A 24,579-nucleotide genomic window follows, 5' to 3' on the forward strand; every position below is an offset into this window, starting at 1 on the left:
CGGAACAGTGCGTTTATAACCGGCTTGCCCGGAAGGTGTCACAGGCTTGAATCGATCCGCTCTTCAAGCCGGTCGTGAGCCAACGTGTGCGCTGGGCGGACGAGCCGTGCGTGAAGGAATCGGGAACCACTCGGCCCTGCGACTGACGCTGCAGGCGGTCGTCGCCGATGGCCTGTGCGGCGTTGATGGCGTTCTCGATATCGCCCGGCTCGAGCGACTTCCAACGCTGCTCCGAATGGTTCGCCCACACGCCCGCCAAGCAATCGGCCATCAGCTCGACGCGAACGGACAATTGGTTGCGTTCCGTCGGTCCCACTTCCTGCTGGCGCTGCTGCACGCGCGGCAGAATGCCGAGCTGGTTCTGCACATGATGGCCGATCTCGTGCGCGATCACATAGGCATAGGCAAAGTCGCCGCCCGCGTCGAACTTGCTCTTCATGTCCTGGAAGAACGATAGGTCGAGATAGACCGTCTGATCGAGCGGGCAATAGAACGGCCCCATGGCCGATTGCGCCGCACCGCAGCCGGATCGCGTCGCGCCGGAGAACAGGACAAGCTTGGGCGGCTTGTATTGCCGATCGGTCTGCGTGGGCAGAACGTCTTTCCACACGTCTTCCGTATTGCCGAGGATCGCGGAGGCGAAGCGGCCCATCTGGTCCTGCGGCACGCCCTGCTTGCCCTGCTGTTGCTGGTAGTTCTGCTCGCCCTGTCGCGACAGCATCTCCGCGCCGCCGATGAGCAAGCGCGGATCGATGCCGAGCGCCCAACCGAGAAGGCCTAGCACGACGATGGTGCCGATGCCGAGCCCGCCCGCGCCACCGGGGATGGGGAGACCACGTCGGTCTTCCACGTTGTCGGAGGTTCGAAAATCGTCCCAGCGCATCAAGTCATCCTATGGACCGTAAAATCTAAAAGCAGGATCGCCCGAGCGGGTTCCCGCCGCACGCACGGAGCGTTTCTAGCTCGTACCGTCGAGAGCGCGCCTGAGCGCCAAGATGTCCCGCCATGCGAGCCGTTTCTGCAAAGGCTGGCGCAGCAGATAGGCCGGATGCAACGTTGCCAGAGCCTTGATGTCGCGGCCGCCCTCGGTGCGGTAGGAGAACCAGCGGCCGCGCGTACGCAGAATGCCGTCCTTCACGTCCAGAAGGTTTTGCACTGATGGACCGCCGAGGCAGACGAGGATGTCGGGATTGGCGAGCTCGATCTGTCGGGCGATGAACGGCTTGCAGATCGCCACTTCCTGCGGGGTCGGCGTGCGGTTCCCCGGCGGACGCCAGGGCACGACATTGGCGATGTAGACTTGGGTCCGGTCGAGGCCGATGGCGGCGAGCATCCGGTCGAGCAACTGGCCGGAACGCCCGACGAAGGGCTTGCCGATCCGGTCCTCATCCGCGCCGGGAGCTTCGCCCACCAGCATCACCCGGCTTTTCGGGGTGCCGTCGGCAAAGACGAGATTCTTGGCGCTGAATTTCAGGGCGCAGCCGTCGAAGTTGCCCAAGATAGCTTCCAACTCTTCGAGCGATTGCGCGTGGCGCGCCTGCTCGCGGGCCTGGAGCGCAGCATCGTCAGGCGCAAGCGCTGCCGCCTGTGGTATCGCGCGGGGAGGGGCGCTGGGCGCTGCGTCGAGGCGAGGCGCAAGCTGGAGGTCCGGCATCCTGGCCGGAACCGGCGCGGCCTTCGGCTCAGCGAAGCGGTTCTGCGGCGTCTCGTCGAGGGCAAGATCCACCCCCGCCTCGACATGGAAGTCGAGGAGCGCCATCAACGCGTCGCGGTGGGGAGTGAGATCCTGCATGAAGCGTATGTAAGCTGCCCGAGAAGCGTGGACAACTCGATACCGCAAGCGCCCACGCCCTTGTCGCCGGTCGCATTTCGCTCAAATGGAACTCTTTCAACCTTTCCAGTAAGGAAAGTTGAGAAAATCGTCGGGATGGTTCATGTGTAAACCATCCGCCCAAAAGCGCTGTGTTGCGTGCCAGGAGAAGGCCATGGATCTGCCCGCCCGTGAATCGATGGAATTCGACGTCGTGATCGTCGGCGCCGGTCCTGCGGGTCTGGCGACCGCGATCCGGCTCAAGCAGGACGCCGCCGAGGCGGGCGCGGATGTTTCCGTCGTGGTGGTGGAGAAGGGCTCCGAGGTCGGCGCGCATATTCTCTCCGGCGCGGTGATCGACCCCATCGGCCTCGACAGCCTGTTGCCGGATTGGCGCGAGGATCCGGATCGCCCGCTCAAGACCCAGGTCACAGGGGACGAGTTCCTTTATCTCGGCCCGGCCGGCGGCATGCGCATGCCGAACATTCTCATGCCGAAGCTGATGGACAATCACGGCAACTTCGTCGGCTCGCTCGGCAGCGTCGCCCGTTATCTTGGCCGCAAGGCCGAGGAATTGGGCGTCGAGATCTATCCCGGCTTCGCGGCCGCGGAGGTTCTGATCGAAGACGGCAAGGTCGTTGGTATCGCCACCGGCGACATGGGCATTAGCCGCAACGGCGAGCCTAACGCCAATTTTACCCGCGGCATGGAGCTGCGCGCCAAATACACGATTTTCGGCGAAGGCGCCCGGGGCTCACTCACCAAGCAGATTGTCGATACCTTCAAGCTCAATGCCGGCCGCGATCACCAGAAATACGGCATCGGCATCAAGGAGTTGTGGCAGGTCAAGCCGGAGAAGCACCGTCCCGGCCTCGTGCGTCATACCATGGGCTGGCCGCTCAAGAACGAGACAGGCGGCGGGTCGTGGCTTTACCATTTCGACGACAATCTCGTCTCCGTCGGCTTCGTGGTGCATCTGAACTACAAGAACCCGACGCTCTCGCCCTTCGAGGAATTCCAGCGCTTCAAGACCCATCCGATGATCCGCGACGTCTTCGAGGGCGGAAAGCGCATCGGTTACGGCGCGCGCGCCATTATGGAGGGCGGCTGGCAATCGGTGCCGCGCCTGTGCTTCCCCGGCGGCTGCCTGGTCGGCGATTCGGCGGGCTTCGTGAACGTGCCACGCATCAAGGGCAGCCATAACGCCATCCTCTCGGGAATGCTCTGCGCCGACCACGTCTTCGCGGCGCTGCAAGCCGGGCGCTCCCATGACGATGTGACGTCATACGAGGAAGCGTGGCGCGCCTCGCCCATCGGGACGGATCTCAAGCGCGTGCGGAACGTCAAGCCGCTCTGGTCGAAGTTCGGCACGGCTATCGGCGTGGCTCTGGGCGGGCTCGACATGTGGATGAACCAGCTCACCGGCTGGTCGCCCTTCGGTACGATGAAGCACGGCAAGGCGGACTACGAGAGCCTGCTGCCGCTCTCTTCCGTGACGCCGATCCAATACGACCGCCCCGACGGCATCCTGACCTTCGACAAGCTCTCCTCGGTGTTTCTGTCCAACACCAACCATGAGGAGGACCAACCGCCGCACCTTCAGGTGATGGACCCCACGCTCCAGCAGGCGTCGGAGCACGACGTCTATGGCGGCCCCTCGCAGCGTTACTGCCCGGCCGGTGTCTATGAATGGGTCGAAGGGGAGGGCGGTCTACGCTACCAGATCAATGCGCAGAACTGCGTCCATTGCAAAACCTGCGACATCAAGGACCCGAACCAAAATATCAACTGGGTCCCGCCCGAGGGCGGCGGGGGGCCGAACTACGTCAATATGTAAGACGTAAGCCTTTCCCCCGAAGGCGGGCGGCGGGCCGTCTGCCTTCCTATGCGGCAATAGCCCGCTTACAATTTCTTCACGAGAACACGATCTCGTGCGACGTTCCCCTTGCCGCCGCGCCGGGGAGACGCCATTCTCCGGCCTGATTTAGCGCACATCTCCCCTCTCCCCCTTGAGATGTCGCGATGATTGGAGCCGCGCTTCGTGCCCACTTTGAGATTGCCCTCGGTCCGTAAGGGCCTGCCCGCGCTTGTATTTTCGGTCGCCGGCCTTTTGGCCGCGCCCTCTTTCGCGGCCAATACGGATTCGAGCGAAACACTGAAACCGGCGTTGAGCCTCGAGGGCAATTACCTGTCCGCCTATGTGGCAGGAACCGCGCGCGACACGGCGGCGGCCTCGGTCTTTTTCCGGCGGGCCATTCAGGACGACCCGCGGAACCAGGAACTTTTGGAGCGCGCCTTCGTAGCCTTCCTGGCCAATGGGTCGATGCAGGAAGCCTATCAGGCTGCGGAGCGGATTGCGGCCCGTGACGGCTCCAACAACCTCGCCCAGTTCGCCCTGAGCGTCCGGGCTCTGAAAGCGCAAAAATACGCCGATGCCCGCGCCCGGCTGACCCGTGGCGCCAAGGGCCGCGCGGCGGACCTGACGGCGACGCTTCTCGCCGCCTGGGCCTATGCGGGGGCGAAGGACGGAAAGCAGGCGCTGGCCACCGTCGACAAGCTCAAGAGCGAGCGCGCCTTCAACCAGTTTCGCGAATATCACGGCGCGCTGATCGCGGATCTCGTCGGCAACGCCGCCGAGGCCGAGAAGCGTTTCAAGGCGGCCTATGAGGGCGAGCGCAATACGCTCCAGGTCGTGGATGCCTATGCGCGCTTCCTCGCCAAGCGCGGTCGCCGCGACGAGGCTCTGGCCCTCTACAAGTCCTTCAACGAGGCTGTGCCCCGCCATCCGATGGTGCGGGCGGCCATGGACACCCTGAATGAGGGTAAGCCCCTGATGCCGATCATCGCAACGGCGCAGCAGGGGGCGGCCGAGTTGCTTTACGGCCTCGGCGTCGTCGGCAGCAGCCAGAGCGACGAGCTGACGGCCATCATCTATCTCCGGCTCGGACTCGATCTCGATCCCGGTCATTCGCTCGCCCTCGTGACGCTCGGCGATGTCTATGAGCGCTTGAAACAGTATGAGCGGGCGAATGACGTTTTTGCGCGGGTGCCGAAGGATGCGCCGGTGCGGGCAAGCTCCGACATCGCCATCGGACAGAATCTCGAATTGCTCGGCCGCGGCGACGATGCGATTGCCTATCTCCAGAGCCTGATGAAGGAGCGGCCCGACGATGTCGAGGTCGTGATGGCGCTCGGCAATGTCCAACGTTCGCGCAAGCAATTCGCGGAGGCGGCAGAGACTTACAGCAAGGCCATCCAGTTGATCGGCAAGCCCGACCGCGGCCACTGGATCCTCTTCTTCTATCGCGGCACATCCTATGAGCGCTCGAAGCAGTGGGAAAAGGGCGAGCCCGATCTGAAGAAGGCGCTGGAACTGGTGCCCGACACGCTTCCCGCGGCCAAGGCGCAGGTTTTGAACTACCTCGCCTATTCCTGGGTCGACCAGAGCATGAATATCGACGAGGCGTTCAAGATGCTCACGCGCGCCGTCGAACTCGCCCCGCGCGACGGCATGGTCATCGACTCGCTCGGCTGGGCCTATTATCGCTTGGGCCGTTATCCCGACGCCGTGCGCGAGTTGGAAAAGGCCGTCGAACTGAAGGCGGGCGATCCGGTCATCAACGATCATCTCGGCGATGCCTATTGGAAGGTCGGGCGCAAGCTCGAGGCCAAGTTCCAGTGGAACCACGCCAAGGATTCCAATCCCGAGCCGGAAGATCTGACGAAGATCATCAAGAAGATCGACAACGGCATGGATGACGCCGCCCCCGCCGCCGACGGCGCGGCGGCGCCTGCCGCTCCGCAGCAGAGCGGCGGCTAACGCTTCAGCTTCGCCCTTTCCATCCCGCTTCGTCTCGGGCATGGAGAGGGCATGTCTCTCGCGACCCGCGCCCCGGCCAAGATCAACCTGACGCTGCACGTTCTGGGGCGGCGGGCGGACGGTTATCACGCGCTGGAAAGTCTTGTCGCCTTCGCCAGCACGGGCGACGATCTGCGGCTTGAGCCGGCGGAGACGCTTTCCCTCACAGTCAGCGGGCCGACTGCGCCGCTTGCGGGCGTTGACGCCGACAATCTCGTTTTAAAAGCCGCGCGCCTGCTTGCCGAGCGTGTCCCGGATCTTCGCGTCGGCCATTTCCATTTGACCAAGCGGCTGCCCGTTGCGGCCGGGATCGGCGGCGGCTCATCCGACGCGGCGGCCGCCTTGCGGCTGCTCGCCCGCCTCAACGGACTTCCCCTGTCTCATCCTGCCTTGCGGGAGGCGGCGCGCCTGACCGGGGCCGATGTGTCGGTCTGCCTGGAGCCAAGAGCCCGCATGATGCGTGGCGTGGGCGAGGAGCTGGGACCGGCGCTCCATTTGCCGCGTCTCTTCGCCGTGCTGGTCAATCCCCGCGTCCCGGTCGAGACGCCTGCCGTGTTCAAGGCGCTTGGGTTGCAGCCAGGAGACGATCTGCCGGGGGCGAGGCATCCCGATATTGCGGAAGCATCGCAGGCTTCTTTGCTGGAGGTTTTGAAGACGACTCGCAACGATCTCGAACCGGCGGCCTGCCGTATTCTGCCTGTCATCGTCGAGGCGTCGAGGCTCGTGTCCGAAACAAAGGGCTGCCGCCTCGCGCGCATGTCGGGCTCGGGCGCGACGGTGTTCGGGATCTATGACGATGGCAAAACGGCCGTTGCCGCCGCAAGATGGATCGCGCGACGGCAGCTGGATTGGTGGGTGAAGGCGACGATCCTTCGTTGATGGGCCTGGCTTACCAGGCCGGGATGATCGAGCCCTTGAAGCGGGTATCGAGGAAGGCCGCGACTTCCGGCGATTGATAGGACGCGACGAAGGTTTTCACCTCTTCACGGTTCTCATCGCCCTGACGAGCGGCGATGAAGTTCGCGTAGGGATTGCCCTCGCGCTTCTCGACCGCAATCGTGTCCTTGCGGATGTCGAGCCCGGCATTGATGGCGTGATCGGTGTTGATCACGGCGGCGTCGAGATCGGGCAGGGCGCGCGGCAGCTGAGCGGCATCGAGTTCCGAGAACTGAATGTTCTTCGGGTTCTCGGCGATGTCGAGGAGCGTCGGCGAGAGGCCCTTGCCCTCTTTAAGCTTGATGAGGCCCTGTGCAGCGAGAAGGTTTAGCGCCCGGCCGCCATTGCTGGGGTCGTTGGGAATACCAATCTTCGCGCCCCTCTGTAGGTCGGCGACCGCTTTCAGCTTCTTCGAGTAGAGCCCGATCGGCTGCACGAAGGTGAAGCCCACGGGAACGATCTTGTAGCCGCGCGCCGCGATCTGCGCATCGAGATAGGGCTTGTGCTGGAACGCGTTGGCGTCGAGATCGCCGCGGGCCAGCGCCTCATTGACGAGAGCGTAGTCGGAGAACGGGACGAGCTGGACGTTCAAGCCCTTCGTGGCGGCGACCTTCTTGACGACCTGCGCCACTTCTTCTTCCGCGCCGGACATGACGCCGACCTTGATGGTCTTGTCGGCAGCTACGGCTGGAAGCGTGGTCGCGAGCGCCGCGCCCAGGGCAAAGGACGCGGACAGAAGGGTGCGACGGGTAAAATCGAACATGATGAGACCTTTCAGGCAAAGTTCGTCCACGGCTCGAGCAGAGCCGGGCATGTGGTTCAGGAGGTGAGGGGAGAGGATTAAGCCGTGAGGCGACAGCACCCGCAGGCAGGCCCGAAAGTGGGACCCGGTGCGGTCATCGGCATCTGCGAGATAAGGCGCGTCATGGCACATCGATCCTGTGAACCACGAGGCGAAAGTACGCTCCGTGGCGCTTTAGCGTTTGATGACGCGGGGCAAGCTGCTCGTCTCAAATCACCGCGGCTTCCAGGCGGCGGGGCCGTCCGGAAGCAAGGGCACTTTCGCACCGGAGGGATGTGCTGTCAATCAAAACGTTCTTTTAAAAGAACGATCGAAGAGAGAAGGAAGGCGCTCTGAGCCGAAAATTCGGAGAAAATGGCTCTCGCCTTGGCTGCTGGCAGGCTGTCAGGCGTAAAAGTCCCCCGACTTGGCCGAGAATCGACTCGCAGCCAGAATCGAGCGTTTGTCCGAGAGAACGATTGGAAAAGAGTTAGTGCGCCCGCGCGATGCAGAAATCGACCGTTTCCAGAAGCGCCTGCTTCATCGGACCGTTCGGGAAAAGCTCCAGGGCGTCTCGCGCCATGGCGCCGTAGTGGCGGGCGCGTTCGATGGTGTCTTCCAGCGCGCGGTGGCGGCGCATGATGGCGACGGCCTGATCGAGGTCGCCGTCCTCGATCTCGCCGCGTTCGAGAACCCGCTTCCAGAACGCGCGCTCCTCATCCGAGCCGCGACGGAAGGAGAGGACCACGGGCAACGTGATCTTGCCCTCGCGAAAATCGTCGCCGACATTCTTGCCGAGTGTCGCGGCCTTGCCGCCGTAATCGAGCGCGTCGTCGACGAGCTGGAAGGCGATGCCGAGATTCATGCCGTAGGAGCGGCAGGCGGTCTGCTCGGCCTTAGGACGCTCGGCGATGACCGGGCCGACTTCGCAGGCGGCGGCGAAAAGTTCGGCCGTCTTGCCGCGGATGACGGCGAGGTACTCGTCTTCCGTTGTCTCGGTGTTCTTGGCGGCGGCGAGCTGCATCACCTCGCCCTCCGCGATCACGGTGGCGGCGGCGGAGAGAATGTCGAGGGCGCGCAGCGAGCCCACTTCCACCATCATGCGGAAGGCCTGGCCGAGCAGAAAGTCGCCCACCAGCACGCTCGCCTCGTTGCCCCACTTGATGCGGGCGGCGATCTTGCCCCGGCGCATGTCGCTCTCATCCACCACGTCGTCGTGGAGGAGGGTGGCGGTGTGCATGAACTCGACGCTGGCCGCGAGCTTCACATGGCCGTCGCCGCGATAGCCGGACAGGCCTGCGGTTGCCAGCGTCAGCATGGGGCGCAGGCGCTTGCCGCCGGACGAGATGAGGTGGTTCGCCACCTCCGGGATCATGGTGACATCGGAGCCGGTGCGCGACAGGATCATCGCATTGACCCGCTCCATGTCCGAGGTCACAAGGGAGACGAGCCTCTCGATGCTCGCATTCTTCTCGGGATGCTTCTCTTCGAAAGGAACGACGACGCCCACGCCTCAAACCCGGGTTGCCGGCCAGCGATGGCCGGTGGAAACAGAAGTGCACCGTGGCATGATGCCTTCCATGCTGCAATGCAATGATTGCCGGAAAGGAACCAGGCTCAGATGGTCGAAATCGTCCGCACCAACGATCTCGTTCTGATCGGTTTCCTACAATCCTTATTGGAGAACGCCAATATCCCTGTTTTCGTGGCGGACGCCCATATCAGCGCGCTGGAAGGGATGATCGGCGCTTTTCCTCGCCGAATCCTGGTGCCGGACGAGCACGCCGCCCAGGCTCGCCGCCTGATCCGGGAGGCCGGCCACGGGGCCGAGTTGAGGCCATGATCGAGACGACGGACGATTCGCTCCTCGGGGGCCGGGTTCGGCTGCTCCAGCCGGCCAAGGGGCACCGGGCGGGAACGGATGCGGTGCTTCTGGCTGCCGCCGCCCCGGTCAAACCCGGCGACGTGGTGGCCGATATCGGCGCGGCGACCGGCGCGGTCGGGTTGATGGTGGCGGCTCGCGAAAAGGCCGCAAAACTCATCTTCGTGGAGCGCGATCCCGATCTTGCGGACCTTTGCCGTCGGAACGCCGTGGCTAATGGCGTGCAGGCCCATGTGGCGCAGGTCGATCTTTTGGATCGCGCCTCCTGGCCGGAGGTGGGGCTTTTGCGAGAAAGCGCCGACCTTGTTTTGACCAATCCGCCCTTTCTGGAGGAGGGGAGGGCCAGGCTCTCGCCCGATGCGCGCCGCGCCGCCGCCCATGCCCTGCCCGATGGCGGGCTCGAGGCCTGGATCAAGGCCTGCGTGTCGCTGCTGAAACCGAAAGGTCGTCTCGTGGTCATCCACCGCGCCGACCGCACGGCGGATTGCCTGTCGGCCCTTGGCCGGGGCCTCGGCGGCGTCGAACTGCGCTTCGTTCATCCAAGCGCGGACCAGCCTGCGATCCGGGTGCTTGTCTCGGCCACCAAGGGCAGCCGCGCGCCCTTGAGCGTCCTGCCGCCCGTGATCCTCAATGCGGAGGGCGGCTTCACGCCTCAGGCGGAGGCGCTGCACCGGGGTGACGCTCTCCTCACATGAAAACGGGCGCTCTGGAGCGCCCGTATCCCTTCCTATCTTAACGGCAGACCCGAATGGGCCGATCGACCCACACGAAGCCGTTCCAGTAACGCTGCATCCGAGTCCAGCAACGCGGGTAACCGTGAACCGGGCGGTAGTAGCGATAGGGCCGATAACCGGGTCGCTCATAGACGACGTGCGGGCGGTGATGGCGATGCCCGTAGGCATGACCACGACCATGACCGTGATCGGCCGCAGCAGGCTGCGCGGCAAGTGTGCCGAGACCGAGGGCGGCGAAACCAAGCAGGCCAAAAAGCAATTTACGCATATCAAAATCTCCTCAAATGCAAGCCGGCGGGCCGAAATCGCCCCGCGGGCGCGACCGGTATTCCAGGCGGGACTTTAGACAAGCTTAACTGAACGGAACCCGACGCTTTCCCTAAAGGCACGTTCATCTTGGGAAGCCCCGCTGCCTGCACTACATGAAGGCCATGCCTCCCGTGACCCTTTCCGCGATGCTGCCGGAGCGCGTGCAGTTTATCCTTCCCTCCCGTTTCCGGGCGCGTCATCCGCTGGTGCCGGTCGTGCGACTGGCAGGGCCCATCGGTTCGATTCTCCCCTTTCGGACGGGGCTTGCGATTTCGACCGTCGCGCCGATGCTGGAGCGGGCTTTTGATGTCGAGGGAGCGCGGGCGGTGGCCATCGTGGTCAATTCGCCCGGCGGTTCTGCGGCGCAGTCGCACCTAATCTTCAAGCGCATCCGCGACCATGCCGAGGAAAAGAAGCTGCCGGTCTTCGCCTTCGTCGAGGATGCGGCAGCCTCCGGCGGCTACATGATCGCCTGCGCGGCGGACGAGATTTTTGCCGATCCCGCCTCGATCGTCGGCTCCATCGGAGTTTTGTCGGCGAGTTTCGGATTGGACAAATTCATCGAGCGTTTCGGCATCGAGCGACGTGTCCACACCGCCGGCGCTCGAAAAGCGATGCTCGACCCGTTCAGGCCGGAAAATCCCGCCGATGTGGAACACCTGCAGGGTCTGCAGCGCCGGATCCACGAGGTTTTCGTCGATCTCGTCAAAGCACGGCGCGGCGGGAAGTTGAAGGACGAGAACGGGTATCTCTTCTCCGGCGCGTTCTGGGTTGGCACGGAGGCGGCGGAGCTTGGGCTCGTCGACGGTCTGGGCGATATACGGTCCATTATGCGCCAGCGCTTCGGCGAAAAAGTTCAGCTCCGCCTTGTCGAGCCGCCGCGCCCCGCCTTGCTCGGCCGCTTCTTCGGCCGCCGCTCTTTCAGCCAGGGCGGCCTGATCGACCCGGCCGAGGCGCTGGGGGCCTTGGAGGAACGCGCTGCGTGGTCGCGCCTGGGGCTGTGAGACCGCCTCCCGCGCTTGACTTGAGCCGCCCCGCATCCCAAGGGTTCGACCTGACATTTCAACACCCGGACGCCGCTATGACGAGCCAACCCGCGCACATGAATCCCGCGCGCTCCTTCCAGGGCCTGATCCTCACGCTCCAGCGCTATTGGGCGGAGCAGGGCTGCGTCATTCTTCAGCCCTATGACATGGAAGTCGGCGCGGGGACGTCTCATCCGGCGACGGCTCTGCGGGCGCTCGGCCCCAAGCCCTGGCGCGCGGCCTATGTGCAGCCCTCCCGCCGCCCGAAGGACGGGCGCTATGGCGAGAACCCCAACCGGCTCCAGCACTATTACCAGTTCCAGGTCATCCTGAAGCCGAACCCGCCGAACTTGCAGGAACTCTACATCAAGTCGCTGGAAGCCATCGGCATCGACACGGGCGTGCACGACATCCGCTTCGTCGAGGACGACTGGGAGAACCCGACCCTCGGTGCATGGGGGCTTGGCTGGGAATGCTGGTGCGACGGCATGGAGGTGTCGCAATTCACCTACTTCCAGCAGGTCGCGGGCATCGAATGCGTGCCGGTTGCGGGCGAGTTAACCTACGGTTTGGAACGTCTCGCCATGTATCTGCAGGGCGTGGAGTCGATTTACGATCTCAACTTCAACGGCCTCGAAGGCGACCAGAAGGTCACCTACCGCGATGTCTTCCTGCAAGCCGAGCAGGAATATTCGCGCCACAACTTCGAGCACTCGGACACGGAGATGCTCTTTCGCCTGTTCCGCGATGCTGAAGCCGCGAGCAAGAAGTATCTCGAAGCGGGCGATGCGGGAGAGCGCCACCTCATGGTGCTCCCCGCCTACGACCAGGCTCTCAAGGCGGGCCATGTGTTCAACCTGCTCGACGCGCGCGGCGTGATCTCCGTCACCGAGCGCCAGAGCTACATCCTGCGCGTCCGTGAGCTGGTGAAAGCCGTGGGCGCGGCATGGCTGAAGACGGAAGGGGGAGGGGCCGCCGCGGCTTAAGCCGCAGGTCAATCGCGTCCTCCCTCAATTCACGAACAGAACATTCCAATGCCCGATCTTCTCCTCGAACTTTTCTCCGAAGAAATCCCCGCCCGCATGCAGCGCCGTGCGGCGGAGGATTTGAGGAAGCTTGTCACTGACGCTCTCGTCGAGCGCGGTTTCGTCTATGAGGGCGCGAAGGCCTTCTCGACGCCGCGCAGGTTAGCACTCAACATCGTTGGCCTGCCCGTGAAGGGACAGGACGTGCGCGAGGAGCGCAAAGGTCCGCGTGTCGGCGCGCCCGATGCTGCCGTGCAGGGCTTCTTGAAGAGCGCCGGTTTGACGAGCCTCGACGAGGCGAAAATCGAAAGCGATCCGAAGAAGGGCGAGTTTTACGTCGCCATCATCGAACGGCCCGGTCTTCCCACGCAGGACGTGCTGGCCGAAATCCTGCCGCAAATCATCAAGACTTTCCCCTGGCCGAAATCCATGCGCTGGGGTGCGGCTTCCACGCAACCGGGATCGCTGCGCTGGGTGCGTCCGCTTCACTCCATCGTCTGCACCTTCGGGCCTGAGACGGAAGAGCCGGAGGTCGTACGCTTCGAGGTCGACGGCATCGCTTCCGGCGACATCACCTATGGCCATCGCTTCATGGCGCCCGATGCGATCCGCGTGAAGCGCTTCGACGATTACGTGGCGGCGCTGGAGCGTGCGAAGGTCGTGCTCGATGCTGACCGCCGCAAGGACATCATTTTGCACGATGCGAAGGACCTGGCCTTCGCGCAGGGGCTTCAGCTCGTCGAGGATGAGGGCCTGCTTGAAGAAGTCGCGGGCCTCGTCGAATGGCCGGTCGTGCTGATGGGCTCGTTCGACGAGAGCTTCTTGGAAATCCCGCCGGAGGTGATCCGCACCACGATCCGTGCGAACCAGAAGTGCTTCGTGCTGTTCGATGCACGCACCGACAAGCTCGCCAACAAGTTCCTGCTCACCGCAAACCTGATCGCGAAGGATGGTGGCAAGACAATTGTCGCCGGCAACGAGCGCGTGGTGCACGCGCGTCTCTCCGACGCCAAGTTCTTCTGGGAAACGGACCAGAAGACGAAGCTGGAAGACCGCCTCGAAAAATTGAAGCAGATCGTCTTCCACGAAAAGCTCGGCACGCAGTTCGAGCGCGTGGAGCGCATCGCGGCGCTCGCCAAGGAACTCGCCCCCATCGTCGGTGCCGATCCCGCTTTGGCTGCACGCGCCGCGCGTCTCGCGAAGGCCGATCTTGTGACCGAAATGGTCGGCGAGTTTCCGGAATTGCAGGGCCTGATGGGGCGCTACTACGCCGCCATCGAAGGCGAGAACCCATCCGTCGCTCTCGCAGTGGAAGAACACTACAAGCCGCTCGGCCCCTCCGACCGCGTGCCGACCGATCCGGTGTCGGTTGCGGTGGCACTGGCGGATAAGATCGACACGCTAATGGGCTTCTGGCTCATTGATGAGAAGCCGACGGGGTCGAAAGATCCTTACGCGCTGCGCCGCGCGGCGTTGGGTGTGATTAGGCTGACCTTGCAAAACGAGTTCCGGCTTTCCTTTGCCACCGCTGCCCTCAGGGCGATCGCTGCGTTGAAGGCGGACGGCAGGACTGAAAGCGTCGTGATTGGGGCAGACCTCCTCTCCTTCCTCGTCGACCGCCTCAAGGTCTATCTCCGCGAGCAAGGCGCACGGCACGATCTCATCGACGCCGTGCTCTCGCTCGACGGCGAGGACGACCTGCTCATGCTCGTCCGCCGCGTCGAGGCCCTCGGGCGCTTCCTCGATACGGAAGACGGCGCAAACCTTCTGGCGGGGTATCGCCGCGCGACAAACATCCTGCGCATCGAGGAGAAGAAGGACGGCCGGGCTTATGATGGCGAGCCGAATCGCGTGCTGATCCACGAGCGCGGACTCCCTGAGGAGAGGGTGCTTTTCGAGGTTCTGGAGGCGGCCACCCGCCATGCTCGCGAACATGTGAGCAAGGAGGATTTCGAGGGCGCGATGAAGGCGCTGGCCGAGCTTCGCCCCGCCGTCGACGCCTTTTTCGACAAGGTGACGGTCAATGCCGAGGATTCCGCCCTGCGCGAAAACCGTTTGACGCTCCTCAACGCCATTCGCGAAACGACGCGCAGCGTTGCAGATTTCTCAAGGATCGAGGGCTGACAATAAATTCCGGTCTGGCTGTTGCGCGAAGGACACAGCCAGACCGCGCGCTTCGCGTTAGGCAGGCGGCAACACCGTTTCTCCCCAGGACTGCCATGATGCTCCGCCGACTTCTGCTTGCTGCTCTTTTGGGCGCGCCGCTTGCTGCCTGCCAGACCGCACTGCAAGATCCCCAGCCGTTCGAGGTCGCCGCGACCGACGATTCCGGCTGGTATATCGGCTCGATCCCCGACAAGCCCTTCGACGTGCCGGTGGTCGACCGCCGCAAGATGGATGCGAAATACGAGCGCCAGGTCGTCGAGTACAAGGGCGGCGAGAAGCCGGGCTCTATCGTCGTCGATATCGACGAGCGCATGCTTTATCTCGTGCAGTCGGAAGGCAAGGCCGTGCGCTACGGCGTCGGCGTCGGCAAGCAGGGCTTCTCCTGGAAGGGCATCGCCTCGGTCGGCCGCAAGGGCGTGTGGCCCGCATGGTCGCCCACCAAGACCATGGTCGGCATCAAGCCGGATCTGCCGCGCCACCTGGAGGCCGGCCTCGAGAACCCGCTCGGTGCGCGCGCTCTCTATCTGCACCAGAACGGCGCGGACATTCTCTTCCGCATCCACGGCACCAACGAGCCCTGGAGCATCGGCGAGCAGGTGTCCTCCGGCTGCGTGCGCATGCTCAACGAGGACATCGTGGACCTCTACGAGCGCGTTCCCGTCGGCACCACCGTCTATGTGAAGCGCAACGGGCGCTATCGGGTGTAAGAACCCGGCACTTGCATTCGTCGCCGAGCACGAGGAGTGAGGAATGCTTGCCGCGACGATCAAGGCCCTGGCCGCAATCATCATCTATGCCGCGGTGAGCGGCTTTGCGGCCTGGAACGGGGCTGAAATCCTCGGTCGACTCGGTCTTTTCGGCTCCGGCCATGAGAGCGGAAAGGAACTCGGCATCATTTTTGTCGGGTTCCCGGCACTCTGGTTCGTTTTATTCATGCTCCTCTTCGCTGTCCGGGGCTGGCCATTGGTCGGCTTTCTCGAGGGCTGGCGCGGCTTTGCCTTCGCTATCTTGGCATTCCTCGTGATCTGCGTCGCCTTCTATGCCTGGATATTGAGCCGGCCCTGATTAGCGGGTGAAGACGCTGCTTGGCGGCAAGGACGCCAGCCTCGCAAAAACGTCCAAACGACAATGGCCGGGCTTCTCCCGGCCATTGTCGTTTGAGCCTCAGATCACGAAGAAATCGGCGGCGGTCATTTTGAGGTTTTTGGTCAGCTGCGCGATCATGACGGGCGCGATCTTGCCGGTTCCGTCGGCATCGTAGAACAGCGCGCCCGATGCTTTGTTGTAGATGATGCGATCGGAACTATCGTGTGCTTGCGCCCCAACCCAGAAAGCAGCCGATTTGAGTTTCGCCGGTTTGGCGATTGATCCGGTAGAACCCAGCCCCTTGAAGACCGCATCGTCGAGCCAAATGGAATCGTCGACGACGTTGTAGTCGGTGATACGGTCGAGATTCTTGGCCTTGTTGGGTTTCGTCGAAAAGACAAACACGTCCTTGCCGCTGCCGCCGGTGAGAATGTCATTGCCGAGGCCGCCGACAAGTCGATCGTCGCCCGCTTCCCCGCTCAAACGATTGGCGCCTGCGTTGCCGGTGATGACATTCGCAAAAGCGTTGCCGGTGAGGCTGATGGCGGAGGTGTCGTTCGCATTCGCCGTTTGCAGGACCTCAATCGAGGCCGCCGCGCCAACGGTATAGCTGATGCTGCTGATGACTGTGTCGGTGCCTTCGCCTGCTATCTCGACCACAATGTCGAAGGCGTTGTCGACTTTGTAGATGTCGTCGCCCAAGCCTCCAACGAGCGTGTCGCTGCTGCCGCCACCATCGAGCACGTTGCTGAAATCGTTGCCGACGAGCCGATTGGACAGCTCATTTCCAGCCAAGGAGATGCCACCCGCCGCCGTGTCCGCGACAAGCTCCTCGACATGCGTGTTGACGCCGAGTTGATAGCTCACCTTGGTGATTGCGGTGTCGTATCCGCCGCCGGCCAGCTCAACGATGGTATCGAATGCATTGTCCACGACATAACGATCGCTTCCGCCGCGGCCGATCATGAGATCGGCTCCGGCGCCTCCGTTGAGCGTGTCCCTGTGGTCGCTCCCCGGCAGGGTGTCATTGCCGAGGCCGCCGTTGAGGATGAGTTTCGCCCCCTCGACGTCATCGTTAAAGGCCCGCCGCAGCAAGGTATCGGGCGTCATATCCATGATGCCCGACACCCCAATTCCGCCGGTCCGAGAGGTGTTCTCGCCGAGCTCGAAGGTCATGTGCGCCAATTGGCGGGGCAGAAGAACGTCGGGGAAGTGCACGGCGAGGACCGCCGAGCTGAGGACGCCGCCGATGCCGGCATCCCACTCGCTCGCAGCGTGGAATAGCTTACCAGCAGCGATAATCTCGTAAGCTCGCCCCAACTCGTAAACGCCGTCGCGCACCATGGAATAATTGACATGGGCAGACGTGCTGGTGAACGTCATATTTGCGGGCGCCGTCGCAACAAGTCCAGGGAAAAAGAGCGAGAGATCGACAGCCTCTGCGTCGTCGACAGAAACTATAACGGTTGCCATTGGCCATATCCTGCAAGTTGAGACGCGCCATCGGCTCGGCTTTTTGCTGCGCGATTCGGCTTGGATTTTATATCTTTACTTAAGGCGCTCAAGTTTTGATGGTGATGTTACTTCATTACTGTGCATAAGTTCATCGAGCGAGCGGGGCCTCGGGTCGGCTCGGAACCGTGGCCGTTCAGCTTGCGTTTTGGTTCGGCATGCTTCAAGCCATCACCCGTGCCGCAGCACGGGCATCAAAGCCAAAAGGTCGAAAGATGACGCAGTGGGTCTATTCCTTCGGTGACGGCAAGGCTGAGGGCGCGGCGGGCTTGAAGAACCTGCTCGGCGGCAAGGGCGCCAATCTCGCCGAAATGTCCAACTTAGGACTGCCGGTGCCGCCCGGTTTTACGATCACTACGGAAGTCTGCACCTATTACTACGACCACGGCCATAGCTACCCGCAGGAGCTTAAAGGGCAGGTCGAAAAGGCGCTCCTCTTCGTCGGGAAGCTCACGGGGCGCACCTTCGGTGATGCCGAGAACCCGCTTTTGGTTTCGGTGCGCTCCGGCGCGCGGGCCTCGATGCCGGGCATGATGGACACCGTGCTCAACCTCGGCCTCAACGACGTGACCGTCGGGGCGCTGGCGAAGGGCGCGGGCGATAAGCGCTTCGCCTATGACAGCTACCGCCGCTTCATCACCATGTATTCCAACGTGGTGCTCGACATCGGCCATCACCACTTCGAGGAAACCCTCGACGCCTACAAGGACCGCAAGGGCTATACCCTCGACACGGATCTCTCCGCCGACGACTGGAAGGCGCTGATCCCGCAATACAAGGCCATCGTCGAGAAGGCTTTGGGCAAGCCTTTCCCGCAGGACCCGCACGAGCAGCTCTGGGGTGCCATCGGCGCCGTGTTCGGCTCCTGGATGAATAATCGCGCCATCAAGTACCGCGAACTGCACGGCATTCCCGCAAGCTGGGGCACCGCCGTGAACGTGCAGGCGATGGTGTTCGGCAACATGGGCGAAACGTCCGCCACCGGCGTCGCCTTCACGCGCAATCCCTCGACCGGCGAAAAGGAACTCTACGGCGAGTTCCTCATCAATGCTCAAGGAGAGGACGTGGTGGCGGGCATCCGCACGCCGCAGGACATCACGGAAAAAGCGCGCATCGGCTCGGGCTCAGACAAGCCCTCGATGGAACGCGCGATGCCGGATGCCTACAACGAGTTGGTTCGCATCTACGGCATTCTTGAGAAGCACTACCGTGACATGCAGGACATGGAATTCACGGTCGAGAAGGGCAAGCTCTGGATGCTCCAGACCCGCAACGGCAAGCGCACGGCAAAGGCCGCCTTGCGCATCGCGGTGGAGCTGGCATCGGAAGGTTTGATCACGCAGGAAGAGGCGGTGACTCGCGTCGAGCCCGCTGCGCTCGACCAGTTGCTGCATCCCACTATCGACCCGAAGGCGGAGCGCAAGGTTCTGGCGACGGGCCTGCCCGCTTCGCCGGGCGCGGCTTGCGGCGAGATTGTGTTCTCGTCGGATGACGCGGAAGCCGCGAAGAAGGCGAACCGCAAGGTCATTCTGGTGCGTGTCGAAACCTCGCCGGAAGACATCCACGGCATGCATGCGGCCGAAGGCATTCTGACCACGCGCGGCGGCATGACCTCGCACGCCGCCGTGGTGGCGCGCGGCATGGGCAAGCCCTGCGTCTCCGGTGCCGGCGCGATCCGCGTCGACTATGCGGCGCAGACGCTCACCGTCGCCGGACAGACGCTGAAGAAGGGCGATATCATCACCGTCGATGGCGGCAACGGACAGGTGTTGCTCGGCCAGGTGAAGATGCTCCAGCCGGAACTCTCCGGCGAGTTCGCAACCCTCATGGGCTGGGCCGATAAGGTGCGCCGCATGAAGGTGCGCGCCAACGCCGAGACGCCGCTCGATGCGCGCACCGCGCGTTCGTTTGGGGCGGAAGGCATCGGCCTGTGCCGCACGGAGCATATGTTCTTCGAGGGCGACCGCATCGTGGCGGTGCGCGAGATGATTTTGTCCGACGACGAGGCGGGCCGCCGCGCGGCTTTGGCGAAGTTGTTGCCGATGCAGCGCGCCGACTTCGTCGAGCTCTTCACCATCATGAGCGGCTTGCCGGTCACCATCCGCCTGCTCGATCCGCCGCTGCACGAGTTCCTGCCGCATACGGAAGCGGAGTTGCAGGAGGTCGCGAAGGCGATGGGCGCATCACCCGACAAGTTGAAGCGCCGCGCGACGGAACTGCACGAGTTCAACCCGATGCTCGGCTTCCGCGGCGTGCGCCTCGCGATTGCCTATCCCGAAATCGCCGAGATGCAGGCGCGCGCCATCTTCGAGGCGGCGGTTCAGGCGGGCAAGACGACCGGCCAGCCGGTCGTGCCCGAAGTCATGGTGCCGCTCGTCATGACGAAGGCCGAACTCGACCTCGTGAAGGCGCGCATCGACGCCATGGCGGCGGCGGTGATGAAGGAAACGGGCGCAAAGATCGACTATCAGGTCGGCACGATGATCGAACTGCCGCGCGCGGCGCTTCGCGCAGGAGACATCGCGCAATCGGCGGAGTTCTTCTCGTTTGGCACCAACGACCTGACGCAGACGGCGCTCGGCATCTCGCGCGACGACGCGGCCTCATTCCTTGGCGCTTATACGCAGAAGGGCATTCTCGCTGCCGATCCGTTCGTCACGATCGATCAGGAAGGTGTGGGCGAACTGATCAAGATCGCAACCGAGCGCGGCAAGGCCGTGCGTGGCAAGATCAAGCTCGGCATCTGCGGCGAACATGGCGGCGATCCGGCTTCGATCCAGTTTTGTGAAATCACCGGACTCGACTACGTCTCCTGCTCTCCCTACCGCGTGCCGATTGCGCGTCTTGCGGCAGCGCAGGCGGCTTTGGGCAAGAAGAGCGCAAGCCTCGCTTGAACATGACGAGGTCACGCTCGCGTCTTCTCTATATCGCGGCGGTGCTGGTCTCCGGCATCGCCGTCGGCTTTCTCGTTCGGCTCAATCCCGATTGGCGGCAGGCATCCTTGCCACCGGTCATATGGCCTTTGGCGATCTCATTGGTTGTCGATCTCTTTGTCGGCCAGTTGGCGGCGCGAGGCAGGGCTGAACCCCTCACGATGAATGACCGTCTCGTCGCCGTGATCGGCGCCGGGCTCATCGTGACGCTGATGACGACTTTGTAACCGGGAGGAAAGGCACATGACACTGCATCAAGGTTCGTGCCACTGCGGAAAAGTGGCGTTCGAGTTCGAAGCCGAGATCGAGCAGGTCGTCGAGTGCAATTGCTCGATTTGCGCGCAGAGAGGCTATCTGCTGACCTTCATTTCGCACGAGGCGCTGAACCTCAAGCGGGGCGAGAGCGATCTCTCCACCTACACCTTCAACAAGCATGCCATCCGCCATCGTTTCTGCTCAACTTGCGGATCGGGGACGTTCGGCGAAGGTAAGACGCCGAACGGCGGTGAGATGGTGGCGATCAACGTGCGCTGCGTCGAGGGCATCGACCTGACGCAGATCAAGCGCATTCCGTTCGACGGGCGCAGCCTCTGAGAAAAAGCAAGGCGAGCGCTGGATGCGCTCGCCTTGATGATTCATGCCGTCGCGGCGGATGAACGGCGCAGGCCGATGATTTGCAGTTCGGCATACATCAGCACGACCAGCGCCTGCGCAATGACGAAGGCAAAGCCTGCATGGGTCGGCGCGACCCAGCCGCTGACCAGCAGCAACGCGCTGTCCGCCGCCCAGACGAGATTGCCGATCACCACGGCCCAGACGATGGGCCGGGACAAGCGTTCTTTCAGGCCGAGAGTGGCGATCAATGCCGCATAGGGCAGAAGCGCAGCGCCGGAAATGCGCAACAGCGCCTCCGGCAACGCGAGTATTCCGCTCATCGGGTGGGCCGCCAGCAGCATCAGCAATCCGCAGGCCGCGCTCGTGGTGGCATCGGCCAGCAGCGCCTGACGGAGAAACGGGGAGGGGTGAATCATCGACATGATGGGCTCCTCTTTGAAGGGCGTTGCGGTCGGCGGATTGTCCATCGACCTTGCCATCATGATCTGCAGCCTGTGGATCGAAGTCGATTACCTGTGAGGTGATGGAACAAGGACGCCGATCAGGCTATCGTCCGGTCATGACGAACACGACCAAATCTGTCGGCGATTACTTGCGCGAATGGCGGCAGCGCCGGCGCATGAGCCAGCTCGATCTTGCTTGCGAGGCCGATATCTCGACGAAGCATCTGAGTTTTCTCGAAACCGGCCGCTCGCAGCCCAGCCGCGAAATGGTGCTCTTGCTCGCCGAGAGGCTGGAGATCCCCTTGCGCGAACGCAACATGCTGCTCGTCGCTGCCGGATATGCGCCGGTTTTCTCGCAACGATCGCTGGACGACCCCGCGCTGCAAAGCGCACGCCAGGCGGTCGATCTGGTACTGAAGGGGCATGAGCCCTATCCGGCTCTCGCAGTCGACCGCCATTGGTCGCTGATTGCGGCGAATGATGCGCTCAACGCATTGATTGGCGATGTCGATCCCGCTTTGCTGAAGCCGCCTGTGAACGTGCTGCGCCTGAGCATGCACCCGGCAGGCATGGCGCGTCGGGTCGTGAATTTTTCCGAGTGGCGGCAGCATCTCATTGCGCGCCTGCGCCACCAGGTCGATGTCACGGCCGATGCGGCGCTGGAGGATCTAATCCGCGAGATATCCGCCTATCCGACGCCCGACCGTGCGACGCGCGGGCCGGCCGTGAAGCCTGATCCTGCTGCGGTCATCGTGCCGCTTCAGCTCATGATCGAGGAGGGCGTGTTGACCTTCATCAGCACCACAACGGTTTTCGGCACGCCGATCGACGTCACCCTGTCGGAGCTTGCCATCGAAACCTTTTTGCCGGCTGACCCGGAGACGGCGGCGACGCTCGCGCGCATGGCCGAGCGTCGTCGCTCTTAACCACCCATCAACCTTAATCGACGATAACCATACGCAGCCGGAATCTTCCTTCGGAGGTTTCCGAGATGGGCTTCTTGTAAGGTTTGAGTCGCGTGCGTCGTCGGTATTGTCGGTCTCGGATGAAATGGATTTGCGCCACCGTGGCGCCCTGGGCGCTGGCGGCGGGATTATTGATCTCGTTCACCGCATCGGCCAGCAACGACGCGCAATCCGGTGTGAGCTTTGCGGGTGCAGCCCTGCCACGTCCTTGACCAAGGGCGTGCTCGTCCCACCCGTCGCAATACCTTTGCGCGACATTCTCCGCAGCCTGCCGTGCTATGACCTTCCCGTGAGGGAGGCTCTCAACGCCGCTCCGCTTCGCGAGGATAAAAAGGCCGAGGCCGTTGCTGCCTATCCGGCTGCGAACCGCACGCTCAAAGGCGATCCGGTCGTTGAGCCGCGCGCGACCCTCTCTCGCCGCTACAAGTCGCTGCCGGGGCGGACGTGACCCTAGCGTAGCACGCGCTGTCAGTTGGTGCCTTCATCGAATGAAAAAGGCGCCTCGCACTTTTCTGGGTGTCATTTCGCACTTCTTGCCATATTAAACGATATATCATGTAGAGATCGGGCGCAGCGTCCGCGATGCCCGAGATGGGGCTGCGCAACTGGGTGGTGGACAATGGCTGACACAAAGAACGTTTCCGGCTCCGGCTACGGCAATGTGTTCCTGGACGCGCTGATCTGGGGTGGAAAGGCCTGGGATCAGAATACGACGATCAACGTCTTTTTCGGTGATCCGACCGACTATGACGCCTCGGAAGCTTGGATCCCGAACCGGACCGACGCCGAAGACAATGTGGCCATTGGCGTCTTCACTGCAGACAACGTCAATACACTGACGTCATGGGAAGCGGCCCAGAAAAAGTCTTTCGTCTATGCGCTGAGCCTCTATCAAAGCGTTAGTGGGCTCAAGTTCAACATCACTACCAGCATACAGGATGCCGACATCGTGTGGTGGAAGGTCGATCTGGGCCGGGGCACAGACGCTATCCATGAAACCCGCGCATCGCAGGACGTGAAGCAGGTCTGGGGTTATTTCAGTGACTACTACTCCTATTCCAACAATTGGTGGTTTGCTCAACAATTTGGCGGATATGGCCTGAGCTCGCTCATTCGCGAGATCGGCCATGGATTGGGGTTGGCCGATGCACACACGGGAGGGAGCTCGATAGACACTCCGCCCGATGCGACGATCTTTCCGGGCATCGCGTTGGGAGAGACCACGAATTCCGGCGACTACGGCTACAATCGCGCCGTCTATTCCGTGATGTCGCCTCTCATGGGCGCGCCCACGCAGAACGCGGGGACCGACTACGGCAACCAGGGTGGTCTGGGAGCTTTCGACATTGCGGCCCTGCAGGTGCTGTATGGAGCCAACAACAGCACGGCGGCCGGCGACAACGTTTATAAGCTGCCTGTCTGGAACAGTCGTACCGGTTACGACTCGGTTGACTCGATCGTCCCCGGCCTGCTTGACGGCGCCGGCAGGGGCTCCGGTTGGCGGTGTATCTGGGATTCCGGCGGCATCGACGTCATCGACGGGTCGGCGGCATCGGCTCACGTCAGAATCGATCTTCGCTCTGCCACATTGGTTTCCGGAGATCCCGGAGCGGGAGGCTATCTCTCCTATGAAGGGGGGCAGGCGGCCGGGTTCACCATTGCCAAGGGCGCGGTGATCGAGAACGCGATCGGCGGGCCCAGTGCCGACACCCTGATCGGCAACGCTGCCGCCAACCGGCTCATTGGCAATGACGGTGGTGATCAACTGAATGGCTTGGCCGGCAACGATTACCTGTCCGGAGGCGCAGGCATCGACTGGTTGAGGGGCGGGGCCGGCAACGACACGCTCGATGGCGGCGCAGGAAACGATTACTTTATTTTCGACTCGAAGCTCGGCACGTCCAAGACGAACCGGAAGGTGAATTTCGACACGATCAAGGCTTTCACCGTGGGGCAGGACAAGATCTGGCTCGACAACGCCATCTTCACGAAGCTCGGCAAGGGCTCCGAGGCAGCCCCCGGAAAGCTCAACAAGAACTTCTTCAAGGTCGGCATCAAGGCCGCCGACAGGGACGACTATCTCATCTACAACAAGAAGACTGGCACTCTCTCCTACGATGCGGATGGCTCCGGTTCAAAAGCAGCAGTCGAGATCGCCCAACTCCAAAAGAACCTGAAGCTCACCTACAAGGACTTCTTCGTCATTTGATCAAGCGTTTGCGGACGCTCGCTGGTTTCCAGGCTCTGGCTCGGATCACGGCTCAGGGGGAGCAGCGGCTACCTGCGCAACGCCAACGCTCCTCAATCCTGAAATCTGGCCGAGCGCAACGCCTCCGCCAGCGCATCCATGTGACATAAATCACATGATATATCGCTTACCTATAGCATAGGCCTCCCGCAACGAATTGCGGAGGCGGAAATGGCGCGAAGCCTTCGGCCGACCGGAAATGGTGTGAGTATTCGTAAACGTGTGTGATGAAGCACGCGAACGTCATTAC

At 62.8% G+C, this 24,579-nt stretch carries 23 protein-coding genes; 16 read left to right on the forward strand and 7 right to left on the reverse strand.

Features of this window, described 5'->3' with window-relative positions; genetic code table 11:
• Window positions 1–13 precede the first annotated feature (13 nt).
• Both ypfJ and HB375_RS08890 read right to left on the reverse strand, forming a co-directional pair.
• Window positions 14–883 (reverse strand): KPN_02809 family neutral zinc metallopeptidase, encoded by an 870-nt coding sequence (ypfJ, locus tag HB375_RS08885; RefSeq protein WP_167672646.1) that lies wholly within the window; start codon window positions 881–883, stop codon window positions 14–16.
• Window positions 884–958: 75 nt separating this feature from the next.
• On the reverse strand, window positions 959–1,792 hold the full coding sequence (locus HB375_RS08890) for a uracil-DNA glycosylase (protein ID WP_167672647.1): 834 nt from the start codon (window positions 1,790–1,792) through the stop codon (window positions 959–961).
• 193 nt (window positions 1,793–1,985) lie between these two features.
• On the opposite strand from HB375_RS08890, the gene HB375_RS08895 reads away from it, so the two are divergent.
• From HB375_RS08895 to HB375_RS08905, 3 genes are all read left to right on the forward strand, one after another.
• Window positions 1,986–3,647, forward strand: a complete 1,662-nt coding sequence (locus HB375_RS08895) for an electron transfer flavoprotein-ubiquinone oxidoreductase (protein WP_167672648.1) — start codon at window positions 1,986–1,988, stop codon at window positions 3,645–3,647.
• Window positions 3,648–3,851: 204 nt separating this feature from the next.
• Window positions 3,852–5,630: a tetratricopeptide repeat protein gene (locus HB375_RS08900; RefSeq protein WP_167672649.1), complete on the forward strand. Its 1,779-nt coding sequence runs from the start codon at window positions 3,852–3,854 to the stop codon at window positions 5,628–5,630.
• Window positions 5,631–5,681: 51 nt separating this feature from the next.
• Window positions 5,682–6,548, forward strand: a complete 867-nt coding sequence (locus tag HB375_RS08905; RefSeq protein ID WP_167672650.1) for a 4-(cytidine 5'-diphospho)-2-C-methyl-D-erythritol kinase — start codon at window positions 5,682–5,684, stop codon at window positions 6,546–6,548.
• 10 nt (window positions 6,549–6,558) lie between these two features.
• Here HB375_RS08905 and HB375_RS08910 read toward each other — a convergent pair whose 3' ends face one another.
• The gene (locus HB375_RS08910; protein ID WP_167672651.1) at window positions 6,559–7,368 is read right to left on the reverse strand and encodes a MetQ/NlpA family ABC transporter substrate-binding protein; all 810 of its coding nucleotides are present in this window, start codon (window positions 7,366–7,368) and stop codon (window positions 6,559–6,561) included.
• 508 nt (window positions 7,369–7,876) lie between these two features.
• Window positions 7,877–8,896: a polyprenyl synthetase family protein gene (locus tag HB375_RS08915; RefSeq protein ID WP_167672652.1), complete on the reverse strand. Its 1,020-nt coding sequence runs from the start codon at window positions 8,894–8,896 to the stop codon at window positions 7,877–7,879.
• 111 nt (window positions 8,897–9,007) lie between these two features.
• Between HB375_RS08915 and HB375_RS08920 the strand changes: the two genes are divergently transcribed.
• Entirely contained in the window at window positions 9,008–9,229 is a 222-nt protein-coding gene (locus HB375_RS08920; protein WP_167672653.1) for a putative signal transducing protein, read from the forward strand.
• A complete protein-coding gene (locus tag HB375_RS08925) occupies window positions 9,226–9,963 on the forward strand; it encodes a tRNA1(Val) (adenine(37)-N6)-methyltransferase (protein WP_167672654.1) in 738 nt (245 codons plus the stop codon). The genes HB375_RS08920 and HB375_RS08925 overlap by 4 nt, the downstream gene beginning before the upstream one ends.
• A gap of 37 nt (window positions 9,964–10,000) precedes the next feature.
• Here the strand turns inward: HB375_RS08925 and HB375_RS08930 are convergent, their stop codons facing one another.
• The gene (locus HB375_RS08930) at window positions 10,001–10,270 is read right to left on the reverse strand and encodes a hypothetical protein (protein ID WP_167672655.1); all 270 of its coding nucleotides are present in this window, start codon (window positions 10,268–10,270) and stop codon (window positions 10,001–10,003) included.
• Between the two features lie 163 nt (window positions 10,271–10,433).
• Here HB375_RS08930 and HB375_RS08935 point away from each other — a divergent pair, with 163 nt between their 5' ends.
• The 5 genes from HB375_RS08935 to HB375_RS08955 all read left to right on the forward strand — a co-directional run bounded on the left by HB375_RS08935 (window position 10,434) and on the right by HB375_RS08955 (window position 15,592).
• Window positions 10,434–11,315 (forward strand): S49 family peptidase, encoded by an 882-nt coding sequence (locus HB375_RS08935; protein WP_246728430.1) that lies wholly within the window; start codon window positions 10,434–10,436, stop codon window positions 11,313–11,315.
• Window positions 11,316–11,392: 77 nt separating this feature from the next.
• Window positions 11,393–12,322: a glycine--tRNA ligase subunit alpha gene (locus HB375_RS08940; RefSeq protein ID WP_167672656.1), complete on the forward strand. Its 930-nt coding sequence runs from the start codon at window positions 11,393–11,395 to the stop codon at window positions 12,320–12,322.
• A gap of 48 nt (window positions 12,323–12,370) precedes the next feature.
• On the forward strand, window positions 12,371–14,485 hold the full coding sequence (gene glyS, locus HB375_RS08945) for a glycine--tRNA ligase subunit beta (RefSeq protein WP_167672657.1): 2,115 nt from the start codon (window positions 12,371–12,373) through the stop codon (window positions 14,483–14,485).
• Window positions 14,486–14,580: 95 nt separating this feature from the next.
• Window positions 14,581–15,234 (forward strand): L,D-transpeptidase, encoded by a 654-nt coding sequence (locus HB375_RS08950; RefSeq protein WP_167672658.1) that lies wholly within the window; start codon window positions 14,581–14,583, stop codon window positions 15,232–15,234.
• A gap of 43 nt (window positions 15,235–15,277) precedes the next feature.
• Complete coding sequence (locus tag HB375_RS08955; protein WP_167672659.1) at window positions 15,278–15,592, forward strand: hypothetical protein; 315 nt, start codon at window positions 15,278–15,280, stop codon at window positions 15,590–15,592.
• A 99-nt stretch (window positions 15,593–15,691) separates the two neighbouring features.
• Here HB375_RS08955 and HB375_RS08960 read toward each other — a convergent pair whose 3' ends face one another.
• Entirely contained in the window at window positions 15,692–17,086 is a 1,395-nt protein-coding gene (locus tag HB375_RS08960) for a calcium-binding protein (protein ID WP_167672660.1), read from the reverse strand.
• Between the two features lie 254 nt (window positions 17,087–17,340).
• Between HB375_RS08960 and ppdK the strand changes: the two genes are divergently transcribed.
• Genes ppdK through HB375_RS08975 form a run of 3 tightly spaced genes read left to right on the forward strand, consistent with a single transcriptional unit; the run spans window position 17,341 to window position 20,652 of the window.
• Window positions 17,341–20,019: a pyruvate, phosphate dikinase gene (gene ppdK, locus HB375_RS08965; protein ID WP_167672661.1), complete on the forward strand. Its 2,679-nt coding sequence runs from the start codon at window positions 17,341–17,343 to the stop codon at window positions 20,017–20,019.
• A gap of 2 nt (window positions 20,020–20,021) precedes the next feature.
• On the forward strand, window positions 20,022–20,285 hold the full coding sequence (locus HB375_RS08970; protein ID WP_167672662.1) for a hypothetical protein: 264 nt from the start codon (window positions 20,022–20,024) through the stop codon (window positions 20,283–20,285).
• 16 nt (window positions 20,286–20,301) lie between these two features.
• Complete coding sequence (locus HB375_RS08975; protein WP_167672663.1) at window positions 20,302–20,652, forward strand: GFA family protein; 351 nt, start codon at window positions 20,302–20,304, stop codon at window positions 20,650–20,652.
• 41 nt (window positions 20,653–20,693) lie between these two features.
• Here the strand turns inward: HB375_RS08975 and HB375_RS08980 are convergent, their stop codons facing one another.
• The gene (locus HB375_RS08980; protein ID WP_167672664.1) at window positions 20,694–21,095 is read right to left on the reverse strand and encodes a hypothetical protein; all 402 of its coding nucleotides are present in this window, start codon (window positions 21,093–21,095) and stop codon (window positions 20,694–20,696) included.
• A 137-nt stretch (window positions 21,096–21,232) separates the two neighbouring features.
• On the opposite strand from HB375_RS08980, the gene HB375_RS08985 reads away from it, so the two are divergent.
• The 3 genes from HB375_RS08985 (at window position 21,233) to HB375_RS18375 (ending at window position 24,290) form a co-directional block, all read left to right on the forward strand.
• On the forward strand, window positions 21,233–22,042 hold the full coding sequence (locus HB375_RS08985) for a helix-turn-helix domain-containing protein (protein WP_167672665.1): 810 nt from the start codon (window positions 21,233–21,235) through the stop codon (window positions 22,040–22,042).
• Between the two features lie 124 nt (window positions 22,043–22,166).
• The gene (locus tag HB375_RS08990) at window positions 22,167–22,529 is read left to right on the forward strand and encodes a hypothetical protein (RefSeq protein ID WP_167672666.1); all 363 of its coding nucleotides are present in this window, start codon (window positions 22,167–22,169) and stop codon (window positions 22,527–22,529) included.
• Between the two features lie 171 nt (window positions 22,530–22,700).
• The gene (locus HB375_RS18375) at window positions 22,701–24,290 is read left to right on the forward strand and encodes a M10 family metallopeptidase C-terminal domain-containing protein (RefSeq protein WP_167672667.1); all 1,590 of its coding nucleotides are present in this window, start codon (window positions 22,701–22,703) and stop codon (window positions 24,288–24,290) included.
• Window positions 24,291–24,579 lie beyond the last annotated feature (289 nt).

The sequence above is a fragment of the Microvirga terricola genome, assembly GCF_011777495.1.
Lineage (GTDB): Bacteria > Pseudomonadota > Alphaproteobacteria > Rhizobiales > Beijerinckiaceae > Microvirga > Microvirga terricola.